Origin of the sequence: Candidatus Planktophila limnetica (assembly GCF_002288365.1) — a bacterium.
In the GTDB taxonomy this organism is placed as follows: domain Bacteria; phylum Actinomycetota; class Actinomycetes; order Nanopelagicales; family Nanopelagicaceae; genus Planktophila; species Planktophila limnetica.
The window spans coordinates 863320-889649 of record NZ_CP016782.1 but is presented as its reverse complement, the minus strand read 5'-3'; the positions used below and the strand labels follow the sequence as shown (position 1 = coordinate 889649).

The 26330-nt window shown below is 45.4% G+C and carries 33 protein-coding genes, 1 tRNA gene and 1 pseudogene; 24 read left to right on the top strand and 11 right to left on the bottom strand.

Features of this window, described 5'->3' with window-relative positions:
• Positions 1-22 precede the first annotated feature (22 nt).
• On the top strand, positions 23-418 hold the full coding sequence (locus PHILAsVB114_RS04690; RefSeq protein WP_095698223.1) for a hypothetical protein: 396 nt from the start codon (positions 23-25) through the stop codon (positions 416-418).
• On the opposite strand, the gene PHILAsVB114_RS04685 is transcribed toward PHILAsVB114_RS04690, so the two are convergent.
• From PHILAsVB114_RS04685 to PHILAsVB114_RS04675, 3 genes are read right to left on the bottom strand one after another with little or no spacing between them, the layout of a single operon-like run.
• Positions 415-1362: an FAD-dependent oxidoreductase gene (locus tag PHILAsVB114_RS04685; protein ID WP_095698222.1), complete on the bottom strand. Its 948-nt coding sequence runs from the start codon at positions 1360-1362 to the stop codon at positions 415-417. The genes PHILAsVB114_RS04690 and PHILAsVB114_RS04685 overlap by 4 nt on opposite strands.
• Entirely contained in the window at positions 1359-2723 is a 1365-nt protein-coding gene (locus PHILAsVB114_RS04680; protein ID WP_095698221.1) for an NAD(P)/FAD-dependent oxidoreductase, read from the bottom strand. The genes PHILAsVB114_RS04685 and PHILAsVB114_RS04680 overlap by 4 nt, the downstream gene beginning before the upstream one ends.
• On the bottom strand, positions 2716-4143 hold the full coding sequence (locus PHILAsVB114_RS04675; RefSeq protein WP_162287117.1) for an FGGY family carbohydrate kinase: 1428 nt from the start codon (positions 4141-4143) through the stop codon (positions 2716-2718). The genes PHILAsVB114_RS04680 and PHILAsVB114_RS04675 overlap by 8 nt, the downstream gene beginning before the upstream one ends.
• 55 nt (positions 4144-4198) lie before the next feature.
• Between PHILAsVB114_RS04675 and PHILAsVB114_RS04670 the strand changes: the two genes are divergently transcribed.
• The 5 genes from PHILAsVB114_RS04670 to PHILAsVB114_RS04650 all read left to right on the top strand — a co-directional run bounded on the left by PHILAsVB114_RS04670 (position 4199) and on the right by PHILAsVB114_RS04650 (position 10114).
• A complete protein-coding gene (locus PHILAsVB114_RS04670) occupies positions 4199-5752 on the top strand; it encodes a hypothetical protein (protein WP_095698219.1) in 1554 nt (517 codons plus the stop codon).
• A gap of 71 nt (positions 5753-5823) precedes the next feature.
• Entirely contained in the window at positions 5824-6618 is a 795-nt protein-coding gene (locus PHILAsVB114_RS04665; RefSeq protein ID WP_095698218.1) for a cytochrome b5 domain-containing protein, read from the top strand.
• Between the two features lie 15 nt (positions 6619-6633).
• A complete protein-coding gene (gene cysD, locus PHILAsVB114_RS04660) occupies positions 6634-7539 on the top strand; it encodes a sulfate adenylyltransferase subunit CysD (RefSeq protein WP_095698217.1) in 906 nt (301 codons plus the stop codon).
• Positions 7539-9362 carry a sulfate adenylyltransferase subunit CysN gene (gene cysC, locus PHILAsVB114_RS04655; protein WP_095698216.1) on the top strand — a complete coding sequence of 608 codons (1824 nt, stop codon included), beginning with the start codon at positions 7539-7541 and terminating at the stop codon, positions 9360-9362. The genes cysD and cysC overlap by 1 nt, the downstream gene beginning before the upstream one ends.
• Positions 9359-10114: a sulfite exporter TauE/SafE family protein gene (locus tag PHILAsVB114_RS04650; RefSeq protein WP_095698215.1), complete on the top strand. Its 756-nt coding sequence runs from the start codon at positions 9359-9361 to the stop codon at positions 10112-10114. The genes cysC and PHILAsVB114_RS04650 overlap by 4 nt, the downstream gene beginning before the upstream one ends.
• Here PHILAsVB114_RS04650 and PHILAsVB114_RS04645 read toward each other — a convergent pair.
• Entirely contained in the window at positions 10111-11043 is a 933-nt protein-coding gene (locus PHILAsVB114_RS04645) for a sulfotransferase family protein (protein WP_095698214.1), read from the bottom strand. The genes PHILAsVB114_RS04650 and PHILAsVB114_RS04645 overlap by 4 nt on opposite strands.
• 51 nt (positions 11044-11094) lie before the next feature.
• Between PHILAsVB114_RS04645 and PHILAsVB114_RS04640 the strand changes: the two genes are divergently transcribed.
• Positions 11095-12003, top strand: a complete 909-nt coding sequence (locus PHILAsVB114_RS04640) for a sulfotransferase family protein (RefSeq protein ID WP_095698213.1) — start codon at positions 11095-11097, stop codon at positions 12001-12003.
• Positions 12004-12097: 94 nt separating this feature from the next.
• Here PHILAsVB114_RS04640 and PHILAsVB114_RS04635 read toward each other — a convergent pair whose 3' ends face one another.
• The 3 genes from PHILAsVB114_RS04635 to PHILAsVB114_RS04625 form a co-directional block, all read right to left on the bottom strand.
• Positions 12098-12649, bottom strand: coding sequence for a fasciclin domain-containing protein (locus tag PHILAsVB114_RS04635; RefSeq protein WP_095698212.1), 552 nt, complete (start codon positions 12647-12649; stop codon positions 12098-12100).
• Positions 12650-12823: 174 nt separating this feature from the next.
• Positions 12824-14311, bottom strand: a complete 1488-nt coding sequence (locus tag PHILAsVB114_RS04630; RefSeq protein WP_204246764.1) for a cryptochrome/photolyase family protein — start codon at positions 14309-14311, stop codon at positions 12824-12826.
• Positions 14312-14329: 18 nt separating this feature from the next.
• Positions 14330-14794, bottom strand: coding sequence for a hypothetical protein (locus tag PHILAsVB114_RS04625; protein ID WP_095698211.1), 465 nt, complete (start codon positions 14792-14794; stop codon positions 14330-14332).
• A 95-nt stretch (positions 14795-14889) separates the two neighbouring features.
• Here PHILAsVB114_RS04625 and PHILAsVB114_RS04620 point away from each other — a divergent pair, with 95 nt between their 5' ends.
• Positions 14890-15243, top strand: a complete 354-nt coding sequence (locus PHILAsVB114_RS04620; protein WP_157906151.1) for a thiol-disulfide oxidoreductase DCC family protein — start codon at positions 14890-14892, stop codon at positions 15241-15243.
• Here the strand turns inward: PHILAsVB114_RS04620 and PHILAsVB114_RS04615 are convergent.
• Complete coding sequence (locus PHILAsVB114_RS04615) at positions 15217-15552, bottom strand: hypothetical protein (protein ID WP_095698209.1); 336 nt, start codon at positions 15550-15552, stop codon at positions 15217-15219. The genes PHILAsVB114_RS04620 and PHILAsVB114_RS04615 overlap by 27 nt on opposite strands.
• A gap of 111 nt (positions 15553-15663) precedes the next feature.
• Between PHILAsVB114_RS04615 and PHILAsVB114_RS04610 the strand changes: the two genes are divergently transcribed.
• The 13 genes and pseudogenes from PHILAsVB114_RS04610 to PHILAsVB114_RS04560 all read left to right on the top strand — a co-directional run bounded on the left by PHILAsVB114_RS04610 (position 15664) and on the right by PHILAsVB114_RS04560 (position 22203).
• On the top strand, positions 15664-16005 hold the full coding sequence (locus PHILAsVB114_RS04610) for a hypothetical protein (protein ID WP_095698208.1): 342 nt from the start codon (positions 15664-15666) through the stop codon (positions 16003-16005).
• Positions 16006-16108: 103 nt separating this feature from the next.
• Positions 16109-16258: a hypothetical protein gene (locus tag PHILAsVB114_RS06955; RefSeq protein ID WP_157906150.1), complete on the top strand. Its 150-nt coding sequence runs from the start codon at positions 16109-16111 to the stop codon at positions 16256-16258.
• Positions 16259-16282: 24 nt separating this feature from the next.
• Complete coding sequence (locus PHILAsVB114_RS04605; protein ID WP_095698207.1) at positions 16283-16690, top strand: DoxX family protein; 408 nt, start codon at positions 16283-16285, stop codon at positions 16688-16690.
• 65 nt (positions 16691-16755) lie between these two features.
• Positions 16756-16829, top strand: a pseudogene (locus PHILAsVB114_RS04600).
• Positions 16830-16937: 108 nt separating this feature from the next.
• Positions 16938-17075, top strand: a complete 138-nt coding sequence (locus tag PHILAsVB114_RS07070) for a DUF2256 domain-containing protein (RefSeq protein ID WP_095698206.1) — start codon at positions 16938-16940, stop codon at positions 17073-17075.
• Between the two features lie 111 nt (positions 17076-17186).
• Complete coding sequence (locus tag PHILAsVB114_RS04590) at positions 17187-17558, top strand: hypothetical protein (protein ID WP_095698205.1); 372 nt, start codon at positions 17187-17189, stop codon at positions 17556-17558.
• An 8-nt stretch (positions 17559-17566) separates the two neighbouring features.
• Positions 17567-17689: a hypothetical protein gene (locus tag PHILAsVB114_RS07035; protein WP_257789731.1), complete on the top strand. Its 123-nt coding sequence runs from the start codon at positions 17567-17569 to the stop codon at positions 17687-17689.
• Positions 17690-17768: 79 nt separating this feature from the next.
• Positions 17769-18797 carry an ABC transporter ATP-binding protein gene (locus PHILAsVB114_RS04585; RefSeq protein ID WP_095698204.1) on the top strand — a complete coding sequence of 343 codons (1029 nt, stop codon included), beginning with the start codon at positions 17769-17771 and terminating at the stop codon, positions 18795-18797.
• A 41-nt stretch (positions 18798-18838) separates the two neighbouring features.
• Entirely contained in the window at positions 18839-20005 is a 1167-nt protein-coding gene (locus PHILAsVB114_RS04580) for an ABC transporter substrate-binding protein (protein WP_095698203.1), read from the top strand.
• Between the two features lie 116 nt (positions 20006-20121).
• Positions 20122-21003 carry an ABC transporter permease gene (locus tag PHILAsVB114_RS04575; RefSeq protein ID WP_095698202.1) on the top strand — a complete coding sequence of 294 codons (882 nt, stop codon included), beginning with the start codon at positions 20122-20124 and terminating at the stop codon, positions 21001-21003.
• Between the two features lie 2 nt (positions 21004-21005).
• Positions 21006-21818, top strand: a complete 813-nt coding sequence (locus PHILAsVB114_RS04570; protein WP_095698201.1) for an ABC transporter permease — start codon at positions 21006-21008, stop codon at positions 21816-21818.
• A 3-nt stretch (positions 21819-21821) separates the two neighbouring features.
• A complete protein-coding gene (locus tag PHILAsVB114_RS04565; protein ID WP_095698200.1) occupies positions 21822-22061 on the top strand; it encodes a mycoredoxin in 240 nt (79 codons plus the stop codon).
• A gap of 68 nt (positions 22062-22129) precedes the next feature.
• Positions 22130-22203: transfer RNA gene (locus tag PHILAsVB114_RS04560), tRNA-OTHER, on the top strand.
• A gap of 127 nt (positions 22204-22330) precedes the next feature.
• Here PHILAsVB114_RS04560 and PHILAsVB114_RS04555 read toward each other — a convergent pair.
• A complete protein-coding gene (locus PHILAsVB114_RS04555; protein WP_095698199.1) occupies positions 22331-22792 on the bottom strand; it encodes a TspO/MBR family protein in 462 nt (153 codons plus the stop codon).
• 184 nt (positions 22793-22976) lie between these two features.
• On the opposite strand from PHILAsVB114_RS04555, the gene PHILAsVB114_RS04550 reads away from it, so the two are divergent.
• Entirely contained in the window at positions 22977-23471 is a 495-nt protein-coding gene (locus PHILAsVB114_RS04550; RefSeq protein WP_095698198.1) for a DUF4864 domain-containing protein, read from the top strand.
• A gap of 86 nt (positions 23472-23557) precedes the next feature.
• On the opposite strand, the gene PHILAsVB114_RS04545 is transcribed toward PHILAsVB114_RS04550, so the two are convergent.
• Positions 23558-24304 carry a trypsin-like peptidase domain-containing protein gene (locus PHILAsVB114_RS04545; protein ID WP_095698197.1) on the bottom strand — a complete coding sequence of 249 codons (747 nt, stop codon included), beginning with the start codon at positions 24302-24304 and terminating at the stop codon, positions 23558-23560.
• 140 nt (positions 24305-24444) lie between these two features.
• Between PHILAsVB114_RS04545 and PHILAsVB114_RS07030 the strand changes: the two genes are divergently transcribed.
• Complete coding sequence (locus tag PHILAsVB114_RS07030) at positions 24445-24579, top strand: hypothetical protein (protein ID WP_257789730.1); 135 nt, start codon at positions 24445-24447, stop codon at positions 24577-24579.
• Between the two features lie 206 nt (positions 24580-24785).
• On the opposite strand, the gene lexA is transcribed toward PHILAsVB114_RS07030, so the two are convergent.
• Positions 24786-25460: a transcriptional repressor LexA gene (lexA, locus tag PHILAsVB114_RS04540; protein WP_095698680.1), complete on the bottom strand. Its 675-nt coding sequence runs from the start codon at positions 25458-25460 to the stop codon at positions 24786-24788.
• Between the two features lie 82 nt (positions 25461-25542).
• On the opposite strand from lexA, the gene PHILAsVB114_RS04535 reads away from it, so the two are divergent.
• Positions 25543-26274 (top strand): SDR family oxidoreductase, encoded by a 732-nt coding sequence (locus PHILAsVB114_RS04535; RefSeq protein ID WP_157906149.1) that lies wholly within the window; start codon positions 25543-25545, stop codon positions 26272-26274.
• Positions 26275-26330: the final 56 nt, after the last annotated feature.

Below are 26330 nucleotides of genomic sequence, written 5' to 3'. Positions count from 1 at the left end.
TCACGGCCTGTAACTTTGAGGCATGTTCGAATTCATAGCCATAGCCCTGATCATCTTTCTATTTCTCAACCGTAAAAAGCGTAAGAAGAAACCGCGCGGCCTAGACGCCGAACTCAAAGAGCTCGTCGAAAACTCAACTGACCCCACAGGCATTGGACTAGATATTAAACGTTTCTTACTCTCTGTCATCGATGATGATAAAAATGATCGCGAGAAATTTAGCGATGCCCAGATTGCAACGGCCCAGCGAATCCTGGATCGCGCAGGACCGGCGGCGTTTTACTGGATGGTCGAGATTGCATCGCAATTAACATTTTTGGCAGCAGCGCAAATAAACGGAATCACAACGAATGTGGATGCAGAGCTCAAGGGCAGTGCAACGCCTGAAGATGTCGTGCGAATTGTGGTTCAGCCTTAACGCAGGCTTGCTGCAACTTTCTTAGCCACTGTCTTTGCATCTACCGCGCATTGATCGGCGGCCTTTATAGGCAGTACTAAGTTGCCAATGGCATAAATAGAAGTACCACTTATCTGGGCTGTGGCATTTACAACAGGGGATTTATAGATCGAATCAATGGCAAAACCACCGCGGCGTACTAGTTCGTTATCTGGAATCCAATTGCCTGTAAAGACAATGGTGTCACAGGCAATAACACTTTCAACTCCCGCGCGGCGGATGCGCACGCCAGTGACTCTTTTGTCTCCCAGTACTTCAACGATTTCGGTCTTTGTGATCAACTTAAAGCGATACCAAATTCCCAGTGCCACGCGGACAAGACCAATGCTTTCGTGCTTGTTCTTATCCGTCAGCATCGCAACTGTTTTCACTCCAGCATGCTTAAGAGTCATCACAGCAGAGAATGAAACGTGTTCTGCGCCAACTACAACTGCGCGGGTTCCGATCTCTAAATCTTCAAGGTATGTGCTCTGTTGCAGTGATCCTGTTGTGTAGATACCTGCAGGACGTTTACCCGGTACAGCGCGTGCGGCTCGTGCTCGTTCTCGAGCACCTGTTGCCAAAATAATTGATCGCGCAGTAATTGTTTCTATTCCGGCGGGGGATGTAACCCGTACTTGTGAATCATTAACCCACTCTGTTGCAGTGCTCAATGTTGATATCTGCACACCGGCCTCCACGGCTGCATCAACATATTTCTGCGCATACCGCGGTCCAGATAAGAATCGTTTGAAATCGCGCAGGCCATAGCCTGGATGAAATGAGTGACGCGGAACTCCGCCAGCAACTCTTTCACGCTCTATTACTCGCACACTTTTCACGCCAGATTTTTTCAATTCAATTGCAGCAGCCAGTCCAGCGGGACCCGCACCAATGATGAGCACATCTACCTGTGAAGTTTTCATTTCTTTTCTAACAACTTTCGCAATTCGCTGTGGCAATAAAAACCTTGGCAACGTCCAAGTCCTGCGCGTGTGCGACGGCCTAGACCACCCAGATTTGTTGGTGGAATGGTTGAATCAAGAGCGTCGATTACTTCACCACGTGTGGCACGTTCGCAGTGGCAGATGATTTCGCCGTATTGGTTGTTACCCGCAATTGCTTTCTCATCTTGATATGGACGAGTAAATGCTTCACCTAAATTAGGCATAGACACATGTGGCAGTGCCTTTGTTGCCCCCAGTGATAAACCGCCAGCAACTAATAACTCTTTGACGTGTTCTGCAATAGCCATAGACGCAGTTAAACCAGTTGATCTAATGCCACCGACTGTGATGTAACGATTTTCATGGGCGCGTATTTGAAAGTCTGAGTGTTCAGTTGAGGCGCGAAGGCCGGCGTAAATTGCGGTGATCTCTTCATCTAATAACTCTGGAGCAATTTTGCTGCCCTTTTCGCGCAAGAATTTCAGACCATCTTCACTTGAACCAGATGCGCTCTTATCATCTAAATTCTGCGCAGTTGGCCCAAGCATGATGTTTCCAAAGACTGTGGGGGAAACCAGCACACCTTTGCCCATAGAAGATGGCACAGGCAAAATAATGTGAGAGATAAGCGTGCGAGATAACTTATCAAAGACCATTAATTCTCCGCGGCGAGCAACAACTGTGAAGTCTTTAATTCCAAATACACCATCTATCTCATCGCTAAATAAACCAGCAGCGTTAATCACATATCGCGCCGTGATATCACCATCGCTTGTATGCAAGGTATGTGTGTCGCCAACGCTGACGCCTGTGACCTTTGTGTTAAGGCGTATCTGCGCACCAGAGAGTTTTGCTTGCGTTGCAAAGGCAACAATCGGTGTCCACGGATCGATAATCCATTCACCTGGCACAAAGAGCGCACCGAGTGCGCCTTTACCTAGGTGCGCTTCGCGTGCGTAAACATCGGCAGCGCTGATGATTACTGAATCTTTATAACCATTTTCAACAGCCTTTGCTTGTAGCTTTGGCAAGTTAGCTAGCTCTTCTTCACTCCATGCAACCAGTAATGCCCCAAGTTCTTCCACTGCGATTCCGACTTCGCGGGCATAATCACGCAGCAAGTGATAACCACGTGCCACGAGCCTGGATTCAAGTGAACCCGGAACCATGTCAAAGCCAGTGTGCAAAATTGCAGTGTTCGCCTTTGATGTGCCATCTCCAACATCAGATGCGGCATCGATTAATGCAATGGAGAGATCGTGTTTGGATAATTCGCGAGCAATTGCTGCGCCAACAACTCCGGCGCCGATGATTGCAACGTCATAAGTTTTATTACTCATGCGCGGATTCCAGTGCAGTTGCAGGAAGTGTGCGCCACTTGGAAAGATAACTCTGCGCGCGATCGGTACTCCACGCAGGTGAATATGTATGGGCTGGTTTCCAGGAAGATGCGAAATCTCCTAGGTTCAGTGCGCTTTGTGTGGCCATTGTCGCAAGATTACCAACTCCAATGGAAGTTGCATCTGGATGCGGATAGACCTCGATTTCTACTTGCGCAAGATCTGCCTGCATCTGCATCAATGTGTGTGATTGCGTTAATCCGCCATCTACACGCAGGTGCGTGACGCTCACGCCATCTGCGGCAATTGCTCCTAATAAATCTGCGACTTGGGCAGCAATTCCATCGACCATTGCGCGCGCTATTTCACCTTTGCCATGGCTCAGTGTTAATCCTGCAATGCTCGCAGTTGCACGTGGTTTCCACAGCGGTGCGCCATAGCCTGCAAATCCAGGAGCTGCCATCACGCCACCCGCATCTGGCAATGAATCAATTGCTTCGGCTGAATCCAATAATTCATTATCAATTAACCACTGCACAGCAGTTGCTGCCGTAAAAACCTGGCCATCTAAGTAATAGGCGGATTGCCCGCGAATGTTCCACGCAAGAGATGTTGCAAGCCCGTGCTTGGAAATCTTTGGCACAGCGCCAATATTGGTAAGCAAAAATGCACCGGTGCCGTATGTGCACTTGGCTTGCCCCACGTTAAAACAATTCTCAGCCAACAACGCAGCGGGTTGATCCACCATCGCACCCGCTAAGACAACACCGCGCAGCTGTTCTAGATCTGGATGACAGATTTCGCCGATCACAGCATCGTTATTGATTAATTCTGGAAAGTCGCCCACATCTAAACCCCAGATATCTGCCAACTCAGTACTCCAGGAGCGCGTGTGTAAATCAAAGAGCAGTGTGCGAGAAGCGGTTGAAACATCTGTTACAAACTTGCCAGTTAACTTAGCAATAATCCACGTATCAGTTGTTGTAATAACTCCTGTTTTCACACGCTCTCGTAGCCACACCATCTTGGGCGCAACAAAGTAGGGATCAATTGTTAATCCACTTCTAGATAAAACAAATGCAGAGTGAGCGCTTCGCTCATCACATAAAGATGCCGACCGTGAATCTTGCCAAATAATGACTTGTGAAAGCGCATCACCATTGCTCTTATCCCAAGCCAAGATTGATTCACCTTGATTAGCTAAACCCACTGCAGTGATTTTTTCTGTGCTGCCTGCGAGTGCTTGCTTTATCGCAATAACTATTGATTGCCACAAATTATCTGCCGTGCACTCACTGACACCAGGTGCTCCGTGTTGTAATTCAAGGGGTGCATAACCACGGCTGAGTACTTCACCAGAATCACCAATAACAAGGGCCTTGGTGCCTGAAGTGCCTTGATCAATTGCAACAATGGCCATGGCTAACTCTAACCTCACCCTTGTAATAAGCAGGCATAAGGTAAAAACTAAGCCCATGCGCAAAATCATTGCTGTATTCACGGCGCTCTCATTCTTGCTTTTGCCAATTCCCGTCAACGCCGCCGCTCCTAAAGCCGGCGCAGTATGTAGCAAAATAAATCAAACACAGAATGTCAACGGCTATAAATTCACATGCCTTAAATCTGGCAAGAAGCTTGTGTGGAAAAAACTCGGAGTTGTTGCACAAAAACCAAGTACTCAACGTGTTGATTTTTCTAAGACTTACTCAACAGATGATGGGTATAAGACTCTCTTCTTTGGACCATGTGACATGGACCGAAATATTCCTTCCGAATTAGCCGAACTGCAAACTTATTTCTACGACTTCACCCGTTGCGCAGGCCAGCTTCAGCTCGGCAAGTACTCACTTGGTAGCAAACGTCCCACAAAGCCCTTTGATTCTGCTTCTAAATTTAGCAACTTCGAACCCTGCAAATTAACCACGCCAAGTAACCTGAGAACCAACTTGGGATATACAACCGCTGAACCTGGTCGAAATGAATACAACGCGAAAATAAAGCATCCATCACCTAATACCGTCATTCAATTCATTCCTATTTATTCAAGTGATAGCGCAAAGCCAACTGGCACACCGGCAGCAGACTACAAAATATTTCTAGATTTCTTCCGCAACTGGATTGAATACTCCAGTGACTTCGGATCCAATGTCACCCTTCGCATTCCTAATTCATACATGAAACTAGATACCACCATAGGCAGTTATCAACTTGTGCATCACAACAATTGGAATACACCATCGCATGTGAAATTTAATAAGGATTTAGTCGCAGCAGTTGATCCTCTTATTGATTTCACAGGCGCCAATCTGGCAATAATTGTTCCACCACCTGGCACCGAGTCATATGTCTTCTCTCAAGCAGCAATCGGTGCGCTAGAAACCAAGGAAGGTCGAGTCACAAATGTGATGACAGAGTTTCCTGCATTTGGAAAGAGTCCATCGTTGAATAGGTATTCATTACTGGGACATCCCTTCTGGTGGGTTCACGAAATAATGCACGCAGGAATTGGATTTGATGATCACTACGGCGATACTAAAAAAGATCTGACTACCGAATACGGAATGGGTCATCTGACTTTGATGACTCCCTGGGGTGGCGATCTGACAACGTGGGAGAAAGTGCGCCTTAGTTTCATGCGTGAATCACAAATTCAATGCAAAACTGAGAGTGCAACTTCCACACATTGGATAGCGCCATCTACTGTGCAGACACAGGAGAGCAAGGCCGTAGTTATCCCTATCTCTTCAACAAAAATAGTTGTCATTGAATCCTTGCGTCCAGGGGGCTTGTTCTATAAACATCCACTGGAATCTCAAGGTGTTATCGCCTATGAAATTGATGTAACTCTAGAAGGCCATGGCTTGGGAATGAAGTTATCTCTTCCGATAGGTAGGCCCATTGAAAGAAATGAATTATTCATGGCATCGGCGCCCCTAAAGCTGGGTGAGAGCACTATTAATAATGGATACAAGATCAGCGTGGTTGAATCAGGCACCTTTGGCGATGTCATCAAGGTGGAAAAGCTCTAAGCCCATATTTCACATCCAATTCTCAGAATATTCGTAGTGCGCCAACTTCAACCTCCTTGTATTTTTCTTCTATGAAACGCACGGCCATCGCCATCGCACTCCTGGGGGCATTTGTTTTGCCCTCGTATCCTGCCAATGCGCACCAACCAGTTGTGTTGCTTAACTCAGATACCAGTGCGGCTAAGGGACCACTATTAGTAGATGGCACAGTTTCTTTTGCGGTGCGTGCTTCATTTACTAAACCAGGTGAGAAAAAAGCTTTTCGTGCCGGATTTAAAGCAGGGGATCAACTCTCTGTTCAATTACTCATCATTGATAAAAAGCCTGAAAACAAATTAAAGAGTTCACAGCTACCGACTGTAGTAATTACTGACCCTCTGGGTGCAAGCACATCACTAAAAATTAGCGAGCGTACAAAGTTCTTTGAACCATATAGCTCAACAAATTATCTCTATCTTGCTAGATACACATCTACTGCGAAAGAGGGCACATATAGTTTTGTGATCACATCACGGACTAAAGCTGCTGTGACAATTGGAGTAGGCGATAGAGAAGGAGTGCAAGGCGATGTATTGCGCGGGCAAGTAACGCCCACACCAGTTGTATCTGCAACACCAACTCCCACCATTGCTGGATACACCATGGAACAAGTCAAAGCTAATAACAGCGCACAAAAATGTTGGAGTGCTATTGATTCAAAGGTGTATGACCTAACAAATTGGATCTCTTCACATCCTGGTGGGGCAGGAGCAATTACTTCTTTGTGTGGAACAGATGGCACTGCAGCATTTAAAGGTCAGCATGGAGGATCAGGGCAACCAGCCAGCCGTTTGGCAGGATATTTACTCGGTCCTCTAAATAAGTAGTAGTAATATGCCAAGGTGCGCGTAAATACGGAGATACTCAAGGCACTTGAAAATGAATCCATAGAGATTCTGCGCGAGACAGCCGCTTCATTTCGCAAACCAGTCTTGATGTATTCAATTGGTAAAGACTCATCGGTGCTCTTACATCTTGCCAAGAAAGCCTTTTATCCCGCCCCCATTCCTTTCCAATTACTCCACATAGACACAACGTGGAAGTTTAAAGAAATGATTACTTTTAGAGACAAAGTCGTTGCCGATAACAACCTATCTCTGATTGTTAATACAAATAAAGAAGGCGTTGATTCAGGTGTAAATCCATTTACAACAGGTATTTCTGAATACACCAGAATTATGAAAACTGTTGCGCTTCGACAAGCACTAGATGATCACCAAATAGATGCTGCTATTGGTGGATCAAGACGCGATGAAGAAAAATCTCGGGCGAAAGAGAGAGTCTTTAGTCTGCGAGATGAAGGACACCGCTGGAATCCACGTAATCAACGCCCAGAAATGTGGCGCACATATAACACTCGGTTAGCACCGGGGCAGAGCATGCGCGTATTTCCAATCTCTGATTGGACTGAATTAGATGTCTGGCGCTATATCGCGCAGGAAAAAATCGAAGTTAACCCTCTCTACTTTGCCAAAGAGCGCCCAGTTGTTACACGTGGAGACCAACTCATCATGGTCGATGATGATCGCTATCCACTAGGTGTTGGCGAAAAACCTGAGATGCTCGAAGTTCGTTTTAGAACTCTGGGTTGTTATCCATTAACCGCTGCAGTGCAATCGAAGGCGAAGACGATTGAAGAAGTAGTAGAAGAAGTTTTTGCTGTAAAACTCAGTGAGCGTGCAACTCGGCTCATCGATGGCGCACATGAAGATTCCATGGAGAAAAAGAAGAGCGAGGGGTATTTCTAATGCAGACCTCAGTTCTTCGCTTACTAACCTGCGGAAGTGTCGATGATGGAAAGAGCACACTGATCGGCAGATTATTAGTTGAAACAGATAGCGTTCCTCATGACACAGTGGGTGCGGCGCGACATGTGCGCAGAGCTGGTTCAACAATTGCTGCTGGAGATATTGATTTCAGCTTGCTCACTGACGGTCTTGAAGCAGAGCGCGAACAAGGAATCACAATCGATGTTGCTTATCGTTCCATGTCATTACTAGATGGCAGACGGTTAATCATTTCTGATGCTCCAGGACATGAGCAATACACCAGAAACATGGCAGTTGCAGCCTCTAGAGCAGATATTGCAATCGTGCTCATCGATGCCACAAAAGGAGTTCGCACCCAAACTCTTCGCCATCTAATGATCTGTAATGTGATGGGTGTATCTCGAGTAATAGTTGCCATCAACAAACTAGATGCAGTTAATTACAGCCACGAAGTGTTTAGTGCGATTAAAGATGACCTGCTCTCTCATATGTCGCGATTTGATCTACCTGACATTGACTTCATACCAATGAGCGCACTTGTTGGCGATAACGTTGTTGCCCACAGCACCAATATGCCTTGGTATGCGGGATCGAGCCTGCTTGAATCTATTCAATCGTGGCAACCTAAAAAATCTGAAGAAGTCACAATGCGTGCACGCGTGCAATCAATTGTTCGAGCAGAAGATTTCCGCGGTGTCAGCACCACGATTCATCGCGGAAAAGTGAGTGTCGGAGACCAAGTTCGCATTCATCCAAGTAATCAGGTTGCCACTATTGCAACCATTGTTGCTGATATGAAAAAGGTGGAAAAGGCTGATGAGGGCGACGCCGTCACTCTTGTTTTCCAACCAGAAGTAGATATCACTCGCGGAGATTTAATTGCATCGGTAAATGAAGAGATTTCAGGCAGTGACCGCTTTAGCGCACACCTTGTCTGGCTTAACGAAGAAGCACTGATTCATAGCCGCTCATATTTATTGATCTCAGGTCCCACTCAAATTCCAGTGATCGTGACAAAAATCCGACACAGCATTGATGTAAACACAGGAGAAGAAAAACCTGCCAACACATTGGTCATGAATGAAATCGGTGTTGTTGAAATTGCAACTAACGCGCCTCTTGCTCTACTGCCCTATAAAGAGTCGCGAGAATTTGGAAACTTTATTTTAGTTGATCGTGTTACTTCTGAAAGTGTGGGCGCCGGAATGATTCGCCACGCTCTTCGCCGCGGTGAAAACATTACATATCAAGCATATGAAGTAGATAAGTCAGCTCGCGAAAGTGCAAAGAATCAAAGAGCCAAAATCATTTGGTTGACAGGTTTATCTGGTTCTGGAAAATCTACAATCGCAAATGCTCTAGAGAAAAGATTGCACGCACTTGGCATGCACTCCTATGTATTAGATGGCGATAACTTACGTATGGGTCTCAATGTGGACTTAGGTTTCACAGCAGAAGATCGGGCAGAAAATGTTCGCAGAACCTCTGAAGTAGGCAAACTCATGTTAGATGCTGGTCTCATTGTCATCACCGCACTCGTTAGTCCCTTTGAAGTTGATCGCCAAAGAGCACGTTCTGTATTTAACGAAGGCGACTTCATCGAAGTATTTGTTGATACACCTGTGGATGTCTGCATTTCTCGAGATCCCAAGGGACTCTATAAAAAAGCTTCCGAAGGAAAGATTCCCAATTTCACAGGTGTTGGACAAGATTATGAAAAACCAACAAATCCTGAAATCACTATAAATGGCGAAGTTGATACACAGATAAGTACGGAGCAGATACTAAAGTTCATTCTATGAATTGGATCTTCTTTGCAATCGCAGGCTCCATCGCACAACTCATTGATGGCACACTCGGAATGGGATTTGGATTAACAAGTTCCACACTGCTCTTAACTCTTGGTGCATCTGCAGCCGTTGCATCTGCGGCCGTTCATGCAGCAGAAATAGGAACAACGTTAGTCTCAGGATTTTCTCACTGGCGTGAAAATAATGTGGATATGAAAATCCTGAAGCAACTAGCAATTCCAGGTGGAATAGGTGCCATCTTGGGTGCAACATTTCTATCATCTATTGATCTATCCAGTGCAAAGGTATTTATCTCCACGCTCTTATTGCTCTTAGGCTTTCTGCTGCTCTATCGCAATATTTTCAACTTTTCTCAGCAACCAACAACGCTACAAATTACAAACCCGCGTTATTTCACATACCTAGGTTTCACCGGCGGCTTTGTCGATGCATCAGGTGGCGGGGGATGGGGACCAATTGTTACGCCAACGATGATGACAACAACGGCAATAGAGCCACGAAAGATCATCGGAACAGTCAGCGCAGCCGAATTTATAGTTGCCGTCGCTGCAAGTGTTGGATTTCTAATCAATATCAACCGACTAGATATTAATTGGGCAGCAGTGGGCGGCCTGGCACTAGGTGGTTCCATCATGGCGCCCATTGCTGCGCGTATCGTTGTTAAGTTGCCACGAAAGCAGATCGGAATTCTTGTGGGAATAGCTGTAATTGTTATTAATGGATTTAGGATTATTACAAACTAAGTTAAATCCTTTATTTCAACACCTTTGCTCTTAAGCTTTTCGCACAAAGATCTGTATGTAGCATCAAAGCGCTCAGGCTCTTTTACTTCACTGCGCCAGCGACCAATGTGTAGTCGTTCCGTGCTCATCTGCTCTTGAAAGTATTGACGCAATTTAGGAGCATCCTCTAATTGCAAAAAGTTCAGGATATTTTCATAGGACTTATCTCTATTGCGCACAACTAGATCTTCAATTCTCAATTCATGCACAAAAGTGCTATCTATCTTTGCCAACGCTTGGGCAGATTTTAAAACACGATTGGCCCACCACGACAGACCTGCGTGTGGATCATTTGGCCCCCAATGCTCTTTGGAAATGGAAAGCGCAACATCTCGACCATCTCGAATAACGTTGATAAAGCGTGCATCCGGAAGTAACTCTTTGATGTGATAAGCGTGCATCATGTTTACAGGCGTTGAATCGCCAAAGTATTTAGTTTCTGGTTTTTTGATCTGGGCCTGGGCAAGCGTATAAAAGAACTCTCGTGAAGCACCGGCCGGGTCGGATTTAACTGATTGCATAAATCTTTGATGTGCTTGTTCAACAATGTCTTTGGAGAGAGATTGAATCAAACCGCGCGGATTGCCTGACTTGCCATCCTCGCTCCACCACGGTCCATCTAGCTTTTGGCTGAAATAATGCAGTTGATTTCTACCAAGTAGCGGCATCACTCTGGTGACTAGATTGTTTCGAAGACCATGGAGATCTTCTTCCAATGAGAGTGGGCGTTGATAGATGAGATTGAGCAATCCGTGTCGACTGGTAAGAAACTTGATTTCTCGGGGCAGGCTGGCATGAAATTGTGGATGTCGCTGCAACATATTTAATGTAACGGTCGTGCCACTGCGTCCAGAGCCGCCAATAAAGACTGGTGAAAAATTATGGCTCACACGTGCATTCTAGAGTTTCACAGATGATATTCATCGGTTTACTCTTATGTAATGAAGCCTGTTTTTGTGGGGGGTACGGGGCGCAGCGGCACAACTGTTGTGGGCGATCTGTTGGGTCTTCATCAAGACATCAGAACGAGTGTTCCGATTGAGATTAAATTTCTGGCTAATAAATCTGGCTTGCTGCAATTAGTTTTTGGACGAGACACACCTGATATTGAAAAGAAAATTGCTCTCCTAGACCTTCGTTCTCGGCTTCGCAGATACAAGAGAAAACGCGAGAAGTTTAAGAAGATTCAAGTTGAGTTCTTAGATCGCATCTGGAATACCTGGTGGGATATAGACGCCCCGCCGCCACATGGACGCGGATTACAGTCAGGAATTACCAAGAAGCAATTAGAAAAACTTCTTGCCACTTTGATCTTTGAGCTTCGAATTAATCGAGTGTGGGCTGCGCGCAGGTTCATGCGCAACTTTATTTCATCCCAAGCGGCACATCGTGGCCAAAAGTATTGGGTGGAAACCACACCTTTAAATATTGCCCAAGCAGAGCGAATCCTTAAAATCTTTCCTAACGCGCTTTTCATCAACATGGTTCGAGATCCACGAGATGTGATTGCGTCGCTACTGACAAAAAATTGGGGACCAACTACGCCGCTAGAAGGAATTGAGTGGATTCAAAAGCGTCTAATCGATGCACACCACGCACTGCGCACAATCCCAGCCAAGCAACAGATCACGATTGCGTTAGAAGATCTAGCCATCAACAATCGAGAGCAGAGCTATCAAGCACTACTTACATTTCTTGGCCTACAAGATGATCCGGCCATGCGCGCTTTCTTTGAAACAGAGCTCACTCCACAGGCTGCAACGAGTGGACGCTGGAAATCTGAGATTGCTAGCCCTGAATTTCTTAGCGCCTATGCAGAGTTAGAAAAAAGGTTAGCAGCACTTGATTAACTCTTCTCAATTTCATTTTTGCTACAAAGCTGTTGAAAAAGTGAAGGCCACCCCAAGATTTGAGGTGGCCTTTACTTGCGTAATTACTTAAATATTACTTCTTAAGTAACTTTGCTACATCGACATCAGGTGGAAGAATTACTGCATCGATAGCGTGAATTACACCATTTGAAGCTGCAACATCTGCTGCAACAACTTTGGCACCATTAACGCTGACGCCATCCATTGTTGATAGCTTGATTGTTTGTCCTTCTACTGTTGCAACATCACCATCTGTTACATCAGCGGCCATTACCTGTCCAGAAACAACGTGGTAGGTAAGAATCTTTGCAAGAGTTGCTTTGTTCTCTGGCAATAAAAGTGCATCTAGAACACCTGCAGGCAGCGCCGCAAATGCTTCATCTGTTGGTGCGAAGACTGTAAATGGTCCTGCTCCGCTGAGTGTTTCAACCAAATCTGCAGCTGTTACTGCGGCCACGAGAGTTCCGAAGTTTCCTGCTCCAATTGCTACATCAACGATTGTTCCAACACTTGTTTCTTCTGTCGCTGTTTCCATTGACTCTTCTGAATCGCTTCCGCATGCTGACAGTGTCAACGCCAATGCGACGGCAATTGCAGCAAATGCATCAGGGCGCACAAGCTTCATACCTATCTCCTTTGTTTGGGTTTTCTTCCATGGAAGATTAAGTGGGGCCAGAATGACGGGCAACTTGAAATCACTGCACACACCCTTGAAATATGCGGGAATCAAAGTATTCACAGGGTATTCACAGGTTACAAAACTCCTGTATCCAAGCGTTAATGCAGAGTTAAAGCGCTGTTAAATCTTTCCTTGCTCCAGCCCCGTAAGCACTTGCTGCGCACGCACCTTTAATTCAGGCAGATCACTTAGACGCTTAAGTCCAAATACTTGTTGGCTCATGCGATGGTTTTTGGCAAACTCTTCTTTGTAACGATCTAGAAAATCCCAATAGAGCGTCGTAAATGGACATGCATCATCTCCAACTCGCAGCTTGGGGTTATAGACACATCCCTTGCAATAGTTAGACATTCTAGAAATATATGCACCCCCTGCTGCATATGGCTTTGTCATCATCGCTCCGCCATCTGCATGTAGTCCCATACCAATAACATTTGGAACCATTACCCAATCGGAGGCATCAATAAAAACTTCGCGCATCCAATCAAGAAATTCTTGCGGATTAGTGCCGGTGACTAATGCAAGATTAGACAAAAGCATTAGGCGCGGGATGTGGTGCACCCACGCGCGCTCATTAATGTCAGTCACCGTTTGCTTTATGCAATTCATCTGGGTTTTATTAGGATCAGAAAATAGTGGCAAGAGTGTGCGGTTAGCGTGAAACTCATTGTTGTTTCTGTAATCAGGGCCTAGATACCAATACATTCCGTTGACGTATTCGCGCCAGCCAATGATTTGTCGAATAAATCCTTCAGCAGATTCAATAGGAATACGACCAGAATTAAAGGCAGCAACTGCTGCCTCAATTACTTCACTGGCGTGCAGCAGGCCATTGTTGAGATAAGGAGAAAGCAGCGAGTGATGAAGGGCCCAGTTATCTGTTGTCATCGCATCTTCTAGTGGACCAAATTCGCCAAAGTGGTTATCAATAAAATTTGCTAATTGCTTGAGCGCACCTTTACGAGTTGTTGCCCAGGTTGTTGTGGGGGTGTGCCCAATTTCTTTTGCCACTTGTTGATCAATCTCATCTCGCACATGCTCTAGATATGCGGGGCCTTCATATTTTTTAGGTGGTGGCAGACGGTTCTCTTTATCAAAATTCCATGAGCCACCTGCGGGCTCATTACCCTGCATCAATACGTTGAGACGAACACGTTGTTTTCTATAGAAATTTTCCATCAGATAATTCTTTTGACCATCAGCCCACTCTTTAAAGAGCGGACGGGGAGTCAGAAAGAAATCATTATCAACAAATGAGACTTTGTACTTCTTAAGCGCCTCATATTGCCTAAATGAACTCGGTTCTGCGCAGAGGATCGGAAGGCCTTTGTGTTTGTCAGAAATAACTTTTAGTCCATCAATTGTTGTTGGCGCCTTAATGTAGTCAACCCTAAAGCCCTCTTCTTCTAGAGATCGGGCGAAGTGTCTGGCACTAGAGATAAGAAAGAAGAGTCGTTCTGTGTGCCACTTGCGCCCGCTTGTCATACGAGCACTTTCAACGAAGGCAATCACATCATGTGCTGGGTCGGCCTCTTTTAGTGCTCCAAAGTTACGATGCAGATGATCAAAGGGGATATAGATAATTCGTTTCAACTCTTTATTCGCCATATAACTTTAAATCTCTGCTTAAGGAGTTAACTTCTTATTGGCTAATGGAGTGAGCCTGCCACCAACGACTATTGCTGCACCGATTAGAACTAGGTTTTTAACGATGTATTGGCCTTCAAGAGTTAAGTTAAATGGAACAGATTGAAAACAAACTTCAGGAAGTAAAATTAAAGGCAAGAAAGTTCCTGGCATTTGCAGTGCCAACAGAAAGAGTCCGACTCGAAAAAAAGATGGAACAAGCAGACACAACCCAATTGCCATCTCCCACACACCTAAGACTGGGATAAATATGGCCGGATCAAACCAATAAATAGTCTTTGTAATCAGATCATTTGCCGGGCTATCACCGAAAATCTTAAGCGCTCCGTACCAAATAAAAATGATTCCAAGTGAGATTTGAAGTGCAGGCAGGCTGACGCGATTCAAGAATCCAATGAGTTTTACATCAAATTCCTTAAGCGCACTTAACTTATTTGGTTGCACTGATTTATCTCCATTCTGACTTCTTAAGTATAAACAACTTTCTGTGAATATGTGAGTTAAACTTTTAGAGTGAAAAGATGTGCAGCGGCTCACACATGAGCGAGATAATTGTTGTTTATGATGGGCAATGCGAGTTATGTAAAAACTCAATTAATTGGGTAAGTAAAAAACTAGCAATAACTGCCCTTGATTTTCACACTACAGATTTAGCACGCTTGAATCTGAGTAAAGAGCAGTGCTCTAAAGAAGTATTTGCACTCCATGAGCAACTTCGCCTAAGCGGAGCACAAGCAGTTGCGTTTCTACTTAAAGCACGGGGAAACAAATTTTTGGCAGCCACAATCTCTGGTCTTGGTCCACTATCCCATTTTGGTTACAAATGGATTGCTAGTCACAGAAATACCTGGCCGGTAAAACTGCTCTCACACTTGATCCGGATTAACTCCTAATACGCGCATAGCCTTTTGATAATCTTTTTCAAAGACCATTAATTGCTCGCCATCATAAGTATCTGTCACCGTGGCTTTGATCTTAGAATCTGCCAATAGTTTTTGAGCAGAAGCGATATCTAACTTAACCTCGGCTGATTCAATAGGAATCAACAACCCATATTGATCCTTTTTACCAGCACTTACAGGCAACACAATCATCTTTTGATTAGAGGAAAACGCCCATTTAAGAATTGCAAGGAAAATCAGAGCCGCAATTATTGCGCCAAGAAATTGCTGCAACGGATCGTTATATCGAAAAAAGCTCATGCCCAAGCCTAACTTTAATTAGCTCATCGGATAGCGCAACCTCACCCAAACGATGGTGGATAACCTGCCGGCAAGTTACTATCTGAGTATCGAAAACATAGGGAGATAACGATGGCCGTTGCTAAGAAATCTGCTAAAGCCCCTGCGGTGCAATCACGCAATGATCGAATTGATTGGCGTTCGCTCTATCTCTATGCGGTATGCCTGATCACCTTGCTTGTGGTTCTCTTTTCAACTGTCTCTCTCATTAATGCAATTATGAATACAGTCTTTCCTGATCCAGCGTTTATAGATGCGTATGCAACCCCTGAGAATTCGCCATCGCCTGCCTTATTGGAGCAGCAAGAGAGAAATAATCAGATACGAGCCATTAAGAGTATTTTCACCTCATTTATAACTATTGCTGTTGCAACGCCGATGTATATATTTCATTGGCGCCAGACAAAGAAGTAAAAAACGACAAATTTCGCACTTGAGGCGATGTCAGAAAGCCAGAATTGCAATGAGCCAATAAGATTTGGCTCTAGAGGAAACTACAACACGAAGGAGAAATACCATGGGCGCTTGCGGTTGCGGATACTCAACAGATCCTGAGAAGAATTGCAATGGCACGCACAAAGTTGTTGCCGCAGTTAAGGCAGATATCGCTGCCAAGCTTGAAGCCAATGGCTTTGAACCTGCTGCTGACTTTCTAAAAAATAACTAACCTTTCCTACCTTCACTTGTCTTGATGCAACTGCTTCAAAGAAGTGCACAACTTCTCTTAGGCGCAGCCCTTACCTATGCAGGCATTACTCACTTAACAACTAGTCGCACAGAGTTTCAAGCACAAGTACCCACCATCTTGGCCAGCCAAGCAGACTTTGTTGTTATCGCATCCGGGGTAGTTGAAATTGTTCTTGGACTCTCACTCATCTTTTTGTTTAAATACCGCACCCGCATCGGCTGGATAGTTGCACTATTTTTTATAGCAATCTTTCCTGGCAATATCTCTCAATACCTCAATGGCACAGATGCATTTGGACTAGACACCGATCAAGCACGCGCCACCCGCTTACTCTTTCAACCTTTACTAGTTATATGGGCGCTATGGAGCACAGGTGCGTGGAAGAGTTATCGCGCCAGCAAAGGCAATTAGTTATACACAGATAAGCAACTTATTTATTTTCGCGGTACGCAATCAATCTAGATTCCAAATTGCGTACCGCTGTAGCTCAGCGGATAGAGCACCATTTTGACTAAGTGGCTGGTCGTAGGTTCGAATCCTACCAGCGGTGCGCACATGAAGTAGCCCTGCAGTTCGTCGCGCAGGGCTACTTTTTTATTGCAACACAGAAATAAATTACACAGAGTAACTTTGCGAGAACTGCATTACCCTTTAACTCATGATTGCTAAAACTAAAAACGGGTTTGCCCCCAAGATCTGCCAGCGTTGCAACTTGGCCTTTGAATGGCGCAAGAAGTGGGCTCGCGACTGGGAAAACGTGAAGTATTGCTCGGAAAAGTGCAAAGCGGGTAAGTAGTTGGCCAGACATTTCACCTTTGGACATGCAATGTTCAGCGTTCGCCCATAAAATTGCCCCAAGGACTACAAGAAGTCCATATATCAAGTCCATATATCAAGGGGAGAGAAGATGAACGAGAAGGACCTATTAGAACTCTGGAACACAAAGCGTTCACAGATTATTCATGCTCAAATCGCACCAACTCTTATGCTCATCGCTGTTTTTGTATTAGCCGCATACGGCAAGTTTGAAATGGCAACAGATGCCACCAAGTACTTAACAATTGGTGTTGCAGCAGCCACAGGAATTCTTGCAATTATTTCTCAATACGCAGCAATCCGCGAAGCAGAGTCCTTAATTGTTGACCTTAAGAAAATTGATAAGTCATCCAAGCTTGCTAAGACAATCTCAGGATCACGTGAACTTCTATCCCTTACTGCCATTGCAATCGTTGGCCTGGGCCTTGCAATCTTCGCACTCGTTGTCTGGGCAGTTCTCTAAGTAATTAGATGGAAAAGTTCATAGCCTTTGGTGCCTTTGCCGCCATTCTTGTTGCCTTGCTGATCGCCTACGAGCGACCAGCAAGGAGCAAGAAAAAGATCACAGGACGCGGCGGCGACTTCGAGGCCTAAGGGCCCTTTTTCTAGAAAACGGCGCAGCGGTGCCATATGCTCACCCAAAATGTTTTTGACGGGTGAGGGGATTTAGGTCTTGAGCGCAGGCTTTGTCTCACTTCGTGGCGTCAATAAGTTCTTTGATGATGTTCACGCAGTTGCTAATTTAGATTTAGATGTTCACGCCGGTGAATTCTTCTCAATGCTTGGTCCTTCTGGTTCAGGTAAGACAACTGTTCTCAGATTAATTGCAGGTTTTGAAAGTGCGAGCTCAGGTGCAATTTCAATTGAGTCTCAAGATGTGACAGCGCTGGCGCCATTTGATCGCCCAGTAAATACAGTTTTCCAAGATTACGCTCTTTTTCCACACATGAGCATTCAAGAAAATGTGGAGTACGGACTTCGCACAAGAAAAGTGCCAAAGGCAGAACGCGCAAAGCAAGCACTTGAAGCAATTGATTCAGTAAAGCTCTCTCACCTTTCAAAGCGTTTGCCACACCAACTATCAGGTGGTCAGCGCCAAAGAATTGCTCTGGCAAGAGCGCTCGTTCTTAGACCAAAGGTATTGCTTCTAGATGAACCACTTGGCGCACTAGATAAGCAGTTGCGCGAAGAGATGCAGGTTGAGTTAAAGCGCATCCAACGCGAAGCCGGAATTACTTTTATCTTTGTGACTCACGATCAAGAAGAAGCAATGCGCATGAGTGATCGCATTGCAGTCTTTAACGCAGGCTCAATCGAGCAGATCGGCACTCCACAAGAGGTCTATGAGAGACCACAGACCAAATTTGTTGCTAGCTTCTTAGGAGTTTCAAATATTTTTTCAGGTCAGGATGCGCAGGAGATTTTTGGTAGCCAGGTGATGGTAAATATCAGGCCTGAGCGAATTAAATTAGTACCCCCAGATACCAAGCCACAGGCTAATGAGCGCGGCGTAGTCGGAACAATTATTGAGGCCTCATATATCGGGGCAACCACAATCTATTTAATCCAAACACAATCTGGGCAGAGAGTAATTGCCACCAGATTAAATGAAGAATTGCCAGATCAAATCAACCGATTTGTTACTGGCGATCGGGTCGGTGCCGTTTGGAAAAGCGACCACTCGGCAGTCATACCCACCTAATACCTAAAATGACTAAAAATAGTCATGCGAAAGGACGTTAAATGAAAGGTAAGAAGCTCTCGGCATTTAGCCTGCTGGCAGTATCGGTTCTTCTTCTTTCTGGTTGCTCATCAAGTGATTCAGCCGGCGTGAAGATTGAAGTACCAGATATCCCAATGCACGAATCAATGGGTGAATTTGAAGGTGAAGTAAACATTGTTAACTGGGCAGGATTTGTCGATCCTAAGTGGACCGATAAGTTCGAAGCAGATACCGGTTGCATTGTTAAGTCACGTACAGCTGGAACAAGTGATGAAATGGTTACTTTGATGCGCACAGGTCAATATGACATCGTGTCAGCATCCGGTGACGCTGCGCTACGTTTGATCGTAGGCGGAGATGTTCAGCCACTTAATGTTGAATTAATTCCAAATTTCAGCGATGAAATTGCAGCAGGTATGCGCAATAACATCTATGACACAGTAAATGGCAAGCCATACGGTGTCCCAATCGGTCGCGGTGCAAACCTGCTTCAGTACAACGATGATGTAACAAAGGGAGCACCTGCTAGCTGGGATGTTGTCTGGGAGACAAATAGCCCATACAAGGGCAAGATCACAGCCTATGACGCTCCTATCTACATCGCAGATGCTGCTGTGTACTTGAAGTATCACAAGCCAGAGCTAGGAATTCAGAATCCATATGCTCTAGATCAAGCACAACTTGATGCAGCAATTGCATTGCTCAAGCAACAGAACACAATTATCGGCGAGTACTGGTCAGATGCAGTAGCGCAGATTACTTCCTTCGCTGGCGGCAACACAGTTGTCGGCACATCATGGGAAATCCTTCGCAAGTTTGCGGCAAAGCCAAACCTAAAGACCACACTTCCAATTGAAGGTTCAACTGGTTGGTATGACTCATGGTTGGTTAGCTCAAAGACAAAGAACGTTAACTGTGCATACGCTTGGATGGATTACACAAGCACAGCATCAGTTAATGGCGCAATTGCTATGAACTTCGGTATGGCACCAGCAAATACTGCATTCTGTGCAACAAGTGCTGAAACACAAGCTCACTGCGATGAGTTTGCTGCTGAAGACGAAGCGTTCTGGACGAAGATCTCGCCTTGGACAACTCCAATTGAAACCTGTGTTGATGGTCGCAAGGACGTTAAGTGCACCAGCTTCCAGGAATGGACTAATGCCTGGGCAACCATAAAAGGTTAGTCACTAGGCAAAAGAGGTAGATAAAGAGTGAGGGGATTTTTAAAATAAATCCCCTCACTCTTTATCCAATACTCACCAATTAGTACACATCAAGCATCAAAAAAAGTTAGGTAGAGATGAGCGCAATTACAACAAAGGGCGGCACTAGGCCGGTCTCTGCGTATTTTTATAAGCGCGCCAAGTTAAGACTGACCGGCCTGATCGCCCTGCCAATGGTGTGGATCGTGGGCGTCTATATCTTCTCGCTATTTCTATTATTAATAACTGCTTTTTGGTTTGTTGATCCCTTTACCTCAAAGGTGATTCCTGGCTTTACGCTGGAGAACTTCATATCAATTGTCACAGTCCCGGCATACATCTCAACCTCGATTAGAACTCTATTAATCGCACTGGCTGTCACCGGCGTATCAGTTGTGTTCGCTGTTCCACTGGGTATCTACATGGCAAAGATTGCTCGTCCGTGGGTGCGTAATGCACTGGCTGTTGCAATTACATTGCCGCTCTGGGCAGGCTATTTAGTCAAGATCATTGCAATGCGCTTGGTCTTCACCGAAGAAGGTTTTTTTAACTGGGCACTTGCTCCCATTGGAATATCAGGTCCCACATTTTCTATTCCCATTGTTATTTTAACGCTTACCTATCTTTGGTTTCCTTATATGGCTCTTCCTGTCTTCACAGCGATCCGCCAAATCCCGCCTAATCTCTTTGATGCCTCAAGTGATATGGGCGCTAAGGGAATGAGCACTATCTATCGCATCGTTTTGCCACTCATTGTGCCTGCAATAATTGCAGGCTCAGTCTTTACATTTTCTTTAAGCCTGGGAGATTACCTCGTAGCTAAATTCACCGGTGGCTCCACACAGATGATTGGCTCGATCATTGCCTCCAACATCAATCTCAATCCACCAGTTGCAGCAGCATTTTCAATGGTGCCCATCGCATTTGTCGTTATCTATCTCATGGTCGCTCGTCGCACAGGTTCGCTGGAGCGGATGTAGCGATGTTAAGACTTTCTAGAACGAGCAGAATAATCCTGATTGCCCTTGTCACATTCGTTCTTATCTTTATGTATGTGCCACTACTGGTACTGATTTTAAACTCATTTAATCAGTCAAATATCTCTAGTTGGCCCATTGCAACCTTCTCATTTAAATGGTGGGAATTTGCCGCCACCTATCAACCAATTCGCACCGCACTTCTTAACTCAATTATCGTTGCAACAGGCTCGACCATCATCGCAGCCATCTTGGGCACCCTGGTTGCCTTTGCCCTTAAAGGCTATGACTTCTTTGGTAAGGGCACAGTTAATCTCTTAGTTGTTCTTCCCATCGCCTTACCTGGCGTTGTCACAGGCGTTGCCTTTAGCAATACCTACAACTCTTTCTTATCTCCAGCAGGTTTTAATATTGGCTACTTCGGCATGATCGTCGCCCACGCCACATTTTGCATCGTCATGGTCTTTAACAACGTATTTGCACGCCTCAAGCGCATGAATCCATCACTGCAAGAAGCCTCAGCAGATCTAGGCGCAGGCCTGTGGCAAACATTTAGGTTAGTTACTTTCCCTCAATTTAGAACTGCATTTGTGGCAGGTGCACTACTTGCATTTGCCTTAAGTTTTGATGAAGTAGTCGTAACAATCTTCACAGCCCCACCAGGGGTGGACACATTGCCACTTTGGATCCTTAAAGAGATGTCTAGACCTAATAATGCAAGTGTTGTCAACGTCGTTGCAACAGTTGTCATCCTGATTTCACTGATCCCAGTCTTTATCTCCCAGCGCTTAACTAGAGCACAGGATGAGGGTAAATAAGAGATGTCATTTGTCATGTATTCAACTAGCTGGTGTGGCTATTGCAAGCGCCTGAAATCTCAACTGGCAGATCTAGGTGTCAGCTTTGAAGAGATCAACATAGAAGAAGTACCAGGAACTGCCGAAATTGTTGAAAAAGTAAATGGTGGCAATCGCACAGTTCCCACGCTGGTTTTTTCAGATGGCACCGCAATGACTAATCCTTCGGCTAAAGCAGTTGTTGAAAAGATGGCCACGCTTTAATTCTTATCCACAGCTAAGTAGCTAATTTATTTTCGCGGTATGCAATCAATCTAAATTCCAAATTGCGTACCGCTGTAGCTCAGCGGATAGAGCACCTTCTTGACGGAAAGGATGGTCGTAGGTTCGAATCCTACCAGTGGTACGCACATGAAGTAGCCCTGCGGTTCGTCGCGCAGGGCTACTTTTATTGTGTGCAGATAGAGCAACCTTTTGACTATGGGAAGTGTAGCGGGATCAATGATACTAATTATTTAAGTTACACAGAGTTACTAATTCAACCTTACGTATGCCCAACTCAGTGCAGTGGCAGTCATAATCCACAATTGATAGACCACTAATGCAATTGCAACTGGCCACGATGCACGCGCTGCAATAATGATTAACACAATCGTTAACGCCGACAAAATAGTTAATGCGATGGCAGATGCCTCTAAGTTATGTGGGCGAAAGAACTGGTATGCCCACGTAAGGGCTGCAGCCACAGTCACAGCAAAGATCGCCAGGTATAGAGAAGTAGCCAGAGCACTTAAACGATTAGAAACAAGAACTGCTGCAATACCTAATACAACAAAGCAATATGGCCATATCAATCCCGGCACATAAGCCGGTGGCTGCCACGACGGTTTATTTAACTCGCCGTACCAACCATCTCGTGTGTTAACCAACATCCCAGAACCCACGGCATAGACCAGCACCAATGCAATCCCAATGACGGAACCGATGAGCTTCATAGGGGGAGTCTAGAGCCTTACTTTCTCTTACTTGATCCATCTTTAACAAAGTAGAGAATCACCATGAGTGCCACTGCGCTGATAATCCATTCCATGTGCAAATCCTACGCCTGAAACTTTCTTTTCTCCTGCGCATTTAACTTCCCTCTTGTATCTTTCTGACCTAAGGGGAGTACTAAAAAACATGGGCAAAGTAAGAATCACAGCAACGACTGCACTTGCAGTGGCCTTATCTCTTTTACTCCTGGGTTGCTCATCATCTAATACCAATGAACAGCTCACACAAGAGCCCACCACACCACAATCAACTTGTTCTCAAGATGAGGTTGATGGCGCCGCCGCATGGATCAAAGGACAACTAGCTGCCTTTGGTAAGCAAGATTTCCAAAGCGCTTATGGCTTTGCATCACAATCCTTTCAATCCGCTCGCTCTTTAGAAGAATTCATTGAAATCATCACCGCTAACTACGGATTTCTTTTAGACGCACGCTCATACAGTGTTGGTCCATGTGTCAAAGAAGGCGAAAACTACATCTTCGATGTTGCACTCACGGCCGCATCTGGCCAGCAATACCCAATGATGTATGCACTGGAAAAAACCACTGACTCCTGGGGAATCAACGCAGCAACTGTCGTGGCGGAGCAAGGCGAGGAAGAACCAGCCGCACCGATTGTTTGATGAATAGAACTTATTTAATCAAGTGCGCTGGCTGGAACAACTAACTTCCAGCGCGCATAGGTTGGGACACAGATTCCCCACAACCATTAGTTATCTCGCTCCCAGTAAAACTCTCCGTCACATTCAAGTATCTCTGCACACATCGCATTAAGAGACATAGCCCCGTTGTATTGCTCAGTCTTTGATCTCCAGGTAACAACGCCAATTACTCGTCCTTCATTATCAACCAGTGGACCACCACTATTTCCGTGGGATAAATTAGTTGTCAGCAATAGTTCAAAATCCGTTGCGTTTAAGATACTTCCAAAGGCCACAGATCCTTCATATCCATCTGCACTACCCAGAGCCATAGTCCAATAACCTGGCCATGGGTCAAATTCTGAAAGCTCCAGTGGTTCAATCTCTAGATCTGCTGCAAGCACAGCCAGGTCATTTTCTTTATCCCACTTTACGATTCTTGCTTTTACTTCATCTTTAAACAAAAGTGCCACAGTAAGAGTTCCCTCTAAACCAATACAGTCCTCAATAACGTGATGATTTGTAATCAAAGTTGTTGGATATTCCTCTTCCACGCCATTGGGCAAATCAATTGCCCAGGCAGTACCTAAAACGCCATCCTTCTTATTTGGTTCACAAAAGACTGTCACAGTTGACGCTTGAGTCTTTTCCACCAGATCACTCACGCTTCGCGGTTGCACATAACCATCTTTTCTTGGATCAGTATTACTAAATTGCTGAGCAGGCGCCCACGCCAACAAGAACGCTCCCAGAGCAAAAGGAGTAGCAACAATGGCAACGAAAGCAATGAACTTATTTGAAGGTGTCTCAGTCATGCCTTAAACCTAACTTGGGGGACTGACAGAACTTAGGACTCGCTGTCAGTGCCTCGATCTATCTTTTATCTATGACCACCAAACGTTGTCCAGAGTGCCTCTCGGAAACAGCCATACGCATAATCCTTTACGGGATGCCCATGGGCGAACCTGATTACGCCATCTACTCACTCGGCGGCTGCTGCATCTTTGATGACATGCCTAAATATGAATGCATTGATTGTCATTGGAAAGGTTCTAGATCAGAACTCAGGAAAGCTTCACGTGCGCACTAAGGAACACTGGGTTGGATTTCACTGGGAGGAATTCCAAGCATTCCGCACCTTTTACTTAACCTGTAGTTGTGGATGGAAAGCTCCTGTGAAAGTCATGAATGACGGATTTAATGCCTATTTCTTGCACTACTTGTTAGAAACGCATTTGAGGGCGAGAGTGGAAACCCGGTAATTAAGAGTTAACGGACACCTGAGTCTTTAGAGTTTTACCTAACACTCCGCATCACAGCAGTTACCTTGCCCAGGATCTCGCAGTTATCACCATTGATTGGTTCAAAGTCAGGATTTGCGGGCAGTAGCCAGATGTGACCGTTTTTGCGGGAGAAGGTTTTAACTGTGGCTTCTCCATCGATCATGGCGGCGACTATTTCTCCGTTATTGCAATCCTTTTGTGAGCGGATGACTACGAAGTCTCCATCGCATATTGCTGCTTCAATCATTGATTCACCAACAACTTTAAGCATGAACAGGTCTCCTGAACCAACGAGGGATTCTGGAAGAGGAAATGTCTCTTCGATTTCTTGCTCTGCTGTAATTGGACCACCTGCTGCAATACGACCTACTAATGGGATGTATTTTGTTTTATCTACTGGGGCGACGTTGTCTGCCTCTCCAGGGAGCAATACTTCAAGTGCTCGACCACGAGTTGGGTCGCGGCGGATGAAGCCTTTTTTCTCTAACTCTTCTAGTTGGTACTTAACGGAAGCCGGGGATGAAAGACCTGCTTGTGTGCCGATCTCGCGCATGCTTGGGGGATAGCCATTGGTATCGACCGCTTCTTTGATGGCGGTGAGGATCTTTAGCTGGCGTGGGGTCAGGCCGTGGGCACCTGCTGGGCCATCTGGCAGTTCGGATACTTTTGTTGGTTTCTTTGTGCTCATGGGTAAAGGGTGGCACAGAATTGCAAAATATTCAAACATATGTTCGAATTATTTAAGGCCTCTTTGTGCTTATGCTGGGCCAATGAGTGAAAAAAGAGATCTCAAGGGCTCTGTGGTCGTTATTACCGGGGCATCTTCAGGGATTGGCCTGGCAACGGCTAAGGATTTGCTGGCTCGGGGCGCTCGCGTGGTGCTGGGCTCCCGTGATGTGTCATCGCTGGATGACTTGGTTTCATCCTCTTCGGGATCGGCAGTTGCTGGGGTGTGTGACATCAGAAAGCCGGGGGATTGTGCGGCGTTGATGGAGCTCGCAGTTAAAACTTTTGGTCGTATTGATTCATTGGTTGCAAATGCGGGTATTGGTTTGTATGGCGGGATTTTAGATTACAGCGATGAACGTCTAAATGAAATGATGGAGACAAATCTGCAGGGAACTATTTGGACAGTTAGGGCTGCAGTTCCTCATTTAAAGAAAAATGGTGGCGGAGATATTTTAATCGTGGCATCTGTTTCTAGTTATAGATCAAAGAAGAACCAAGCGGTCTATGCGGCAACAAAACATGGCCAAGTCGGACTTGCTATTGGGTTAGATGATGAACTGCGTGAAGATGGGGTTCGCGTGACTTTGATTGCACCGGCTGCGACAGAGACAAATTTTGCGGTCGGCGATGGCAGAGAGTTAAGTGATGCTGCGCGTTCTGGATATTTGAAGTCAACAGATATTGCTTTTGCTATTGCCACAGTGCTCAAGCAACCACGACGTATGAGAACAACGGTGTGGCAGATGATTTCTATGTCGCAGGGGATTCTTTAAACAAAACAAATGGCTGGCCGACTCTTTCGAGTCGACCAGCCATTTGATGTTTTATT

What these genes read in the sequence shown, in the direction of transcription:
- PHILAsVB114_RS04575 (WP_095698202.1), top strand. Translation starts at nt 20,122, where the DNA reads ATGAGCGCAATTACAACAAAGGGCGGCACTAGGCCGGTCTCTGCGTAT.
- PHILAsVB114_RS04690 (WP_095698223.1), top strand. Translation starts at nt 23, where the DNA reads ATGTTCGAATTCATAGCCATAGCCCTGATCATCTTTCTATTTCTCAAC.
- PHILAsVB114_RS04570 (WP_095698201.1), top strand. Translation starts at nt 21,006, where the DNA reads ATGTTAAGACTTTCTAGAACGAGCAGAATAATCCTGATTGCCCTTGTC.
- PHILAsVB114_RS04615 (WP_095698209.1), bottom strand. Translation starts at nt 15,552, where the DNA reads ATGAGCTTTTTTCGATATAACGATCCGTTGCAGCAATTTCTTGGCGCA.
- PHILAsVB114_RS07030 (WP_257789730.1), top strand. Translation starts at nt 24,445, where the DNA reads ATGGGCGAACCTGATTACGCCATCTACTCACTCGGCGGCTGCTGCATC.
- PHILAsVB114_RS04555 (WP_095698199.1), bottom strand. Translation starts at nt 22,792, where the DNA reads ATGAAGCTCATCGGTTCCGTCATTGGGATTGCATTGGTGCTGGTCTAT.
- PHILAsVB114_RS07070 (WP_095698206.1), top strand. Translation starts at nt 16,938, where the DNA reads ATGATTGCTAAAACTAAAAACGGGTTTGCCCCCAAGATCTGCCAGCGT.
- PHILAsVB114_RS04580 (WP_095698203.1), top strand. Translation starts at nt 18,839, where the DNA reads ATGAAAGGTAAGAAGCTCTCGGCATTTAGCCTGCTGGCAGTATCGGTT.
- PHILAsVB114_RS04565 (WP_095698200.1), top strand. Translation starts at nt 21,822, where the DNA reads ATGTCATTTGTCATGTATTCAACTAGCTGGTGTGGCTATTGCAAGCGC.
- PHILAsVB114_RS04650 (WP_095698215.1), top strand. Translation starts at nt 9,359, where the DNA reads ATGAATTGGATCTTCTTTGCAATCGCAGGCTCCATCGCACAACTCATT.
- PHILAsVB114_RS04550 (WP_095698198.1), top strand. Translation starts at nt 22,977, where the DNA reads ATGGGCAAAGTAAGAATCACAGCAACGACTGCACTTGCAGTGGCCTTA.
- PHILAsVB114_RS04675 (WP_162287117.1), bottom strand. Translation starts at nt 4,143, where the DNA reads ATGGCCATTGTTGCAATTGATCAAGGCACTTCAGGCACCAAGGCCCTT.
- PHILAsVB114_RS04590 (WP_095698205.1), top strand. Translation starts at nt 17,187, where the DNA reads ATGAACGAGAAGGACCTATTAGAACTCTGGAACACAAAGCGTTCACAG.
- PHILAsVB114_RS04665 (WP_095698218.1), top strand. Translation starts at nt 5,824, where the DNA reads ATGAAACGCACGGCCATCGCCATCGCACTCCTGGGGGCATTTGTTTTG.
- PHILAsVB114_RS07035 (WP_257789731.1), top strand. Translation starts at nt 17,567, where the DNA reads ATGGAAAAGTTCATAGCCTTTGGTGCCTTTGCCGCCATTCTTGTTGCC.
- PHILAsVB114_RS04635 (WP_095698212.1), bottom strand. Translation starts at nt 12,649, where the DNA reads ATGAAGCTTGTGCGCCCTGATGCATTTGCTGCAATTGCCGTCGCATTG.
- PHILAsVB114_RS04685 (WP_095698222.1), bottom strand. Translation starts at nt 1,362, where the DNA reads ATGAAAACTTCACAGGTAGATGTGCTCATCATTGGTGCGGGTCCCGCT.
- PHILAsVB114_RS06955 (WP_157906150.1), top strand. Translation starts at nt 16,109, where the DNA reads ATGGGCGCTTGCGGTTGCGGATACTCAACAGATCCTGAGAAGAATTGC.
- PHILAsVB114_RS04545 (WP_095698197.1), bottom strand. Translation starts at nt 24,304, where the DNA reads ATGACTGAGACACCTTCAAATAAGTTCATTGCTTTCGTTGCCATTGTT.
- PHILAsVB114_RS04640 (WP_095698213.1), top strand. Translation starts at nt 11,095, where the DNA reads ATGAAGCCTGTTTTTGTGGGGGGTACGGGGCGCAGCGGCACAACTGTT.
- PHILAsVB114_RS04670 (WP_095698219.1), top strand. Translation starts at nt 4,199, where the DNA reads ATGCGCAAAATCATTGCTGTATTCACGGCGCTCTCATTCTTGCTTTTG.
- PHILAsVB114_RS04535 (WP_157906149.1), top strand. Translation starts at nt 25,543, where the DNA reads ATGAGTGAAAAAAGAGATCTCAAGGGCTCTGTGGTCGTTATTACCGGG.
- cysC (WP_095698216.1), top strand. Translation starts at nt 7,539, where the DNA reads ATGCAGACCTCAGTTCTTCGCTTACTAACCTGCGGAAGTGTCGATGAT.
- PHILAsVB114_RS04610 (WP_095698208.1), top strand. Translation starts at nt 15,664, where the DNA reads ATGGCCGTTGCTAAGAAATCTGCTAAAGCCCCTGCGGTGCAATCACGC.
- PHILAsVB114_RS04620 (WP_157906151.1), top strand. Translation starts at nt 14,890, where the DNA reads ATGAGCGAGATAATTGTTGTTTATGATGGGCAATGCGAGTTATGTAAA.
- PHILAsVB114_RS04680 (WP_095698221.1), bottom strand. Translation starts at nt 2,723, where the DNA reads ATGAGTAATAAAACTTATGACGTTGCAATCATCGGCGCCGGAGTTGTT.
- PHILAsVB114_RS04605 (WP_095698207.1), top strand. Translation starts at nt 16,283, where the DNA reads ATGCAACTGCTTCAAAGAAGTGCACAACTTCTCTTAGGCGCAGCCCTT.
- lexA (WP_095698680.1), bottom strand. Translation starts at nt 25,460, where the DNA reads ATGAGCACAAAGAAACCAACAAAAGTATCCGAACTGCCAGATGGCCCA.
- PHILAsVB114_RS04630 (WP_204246764.1), bottom strand. Translation starts at nt 14,311, where the DNA reads ATGGCGAATAAAGAGTTGAAACGAATTATCTATATCCCCTTTGATCAT.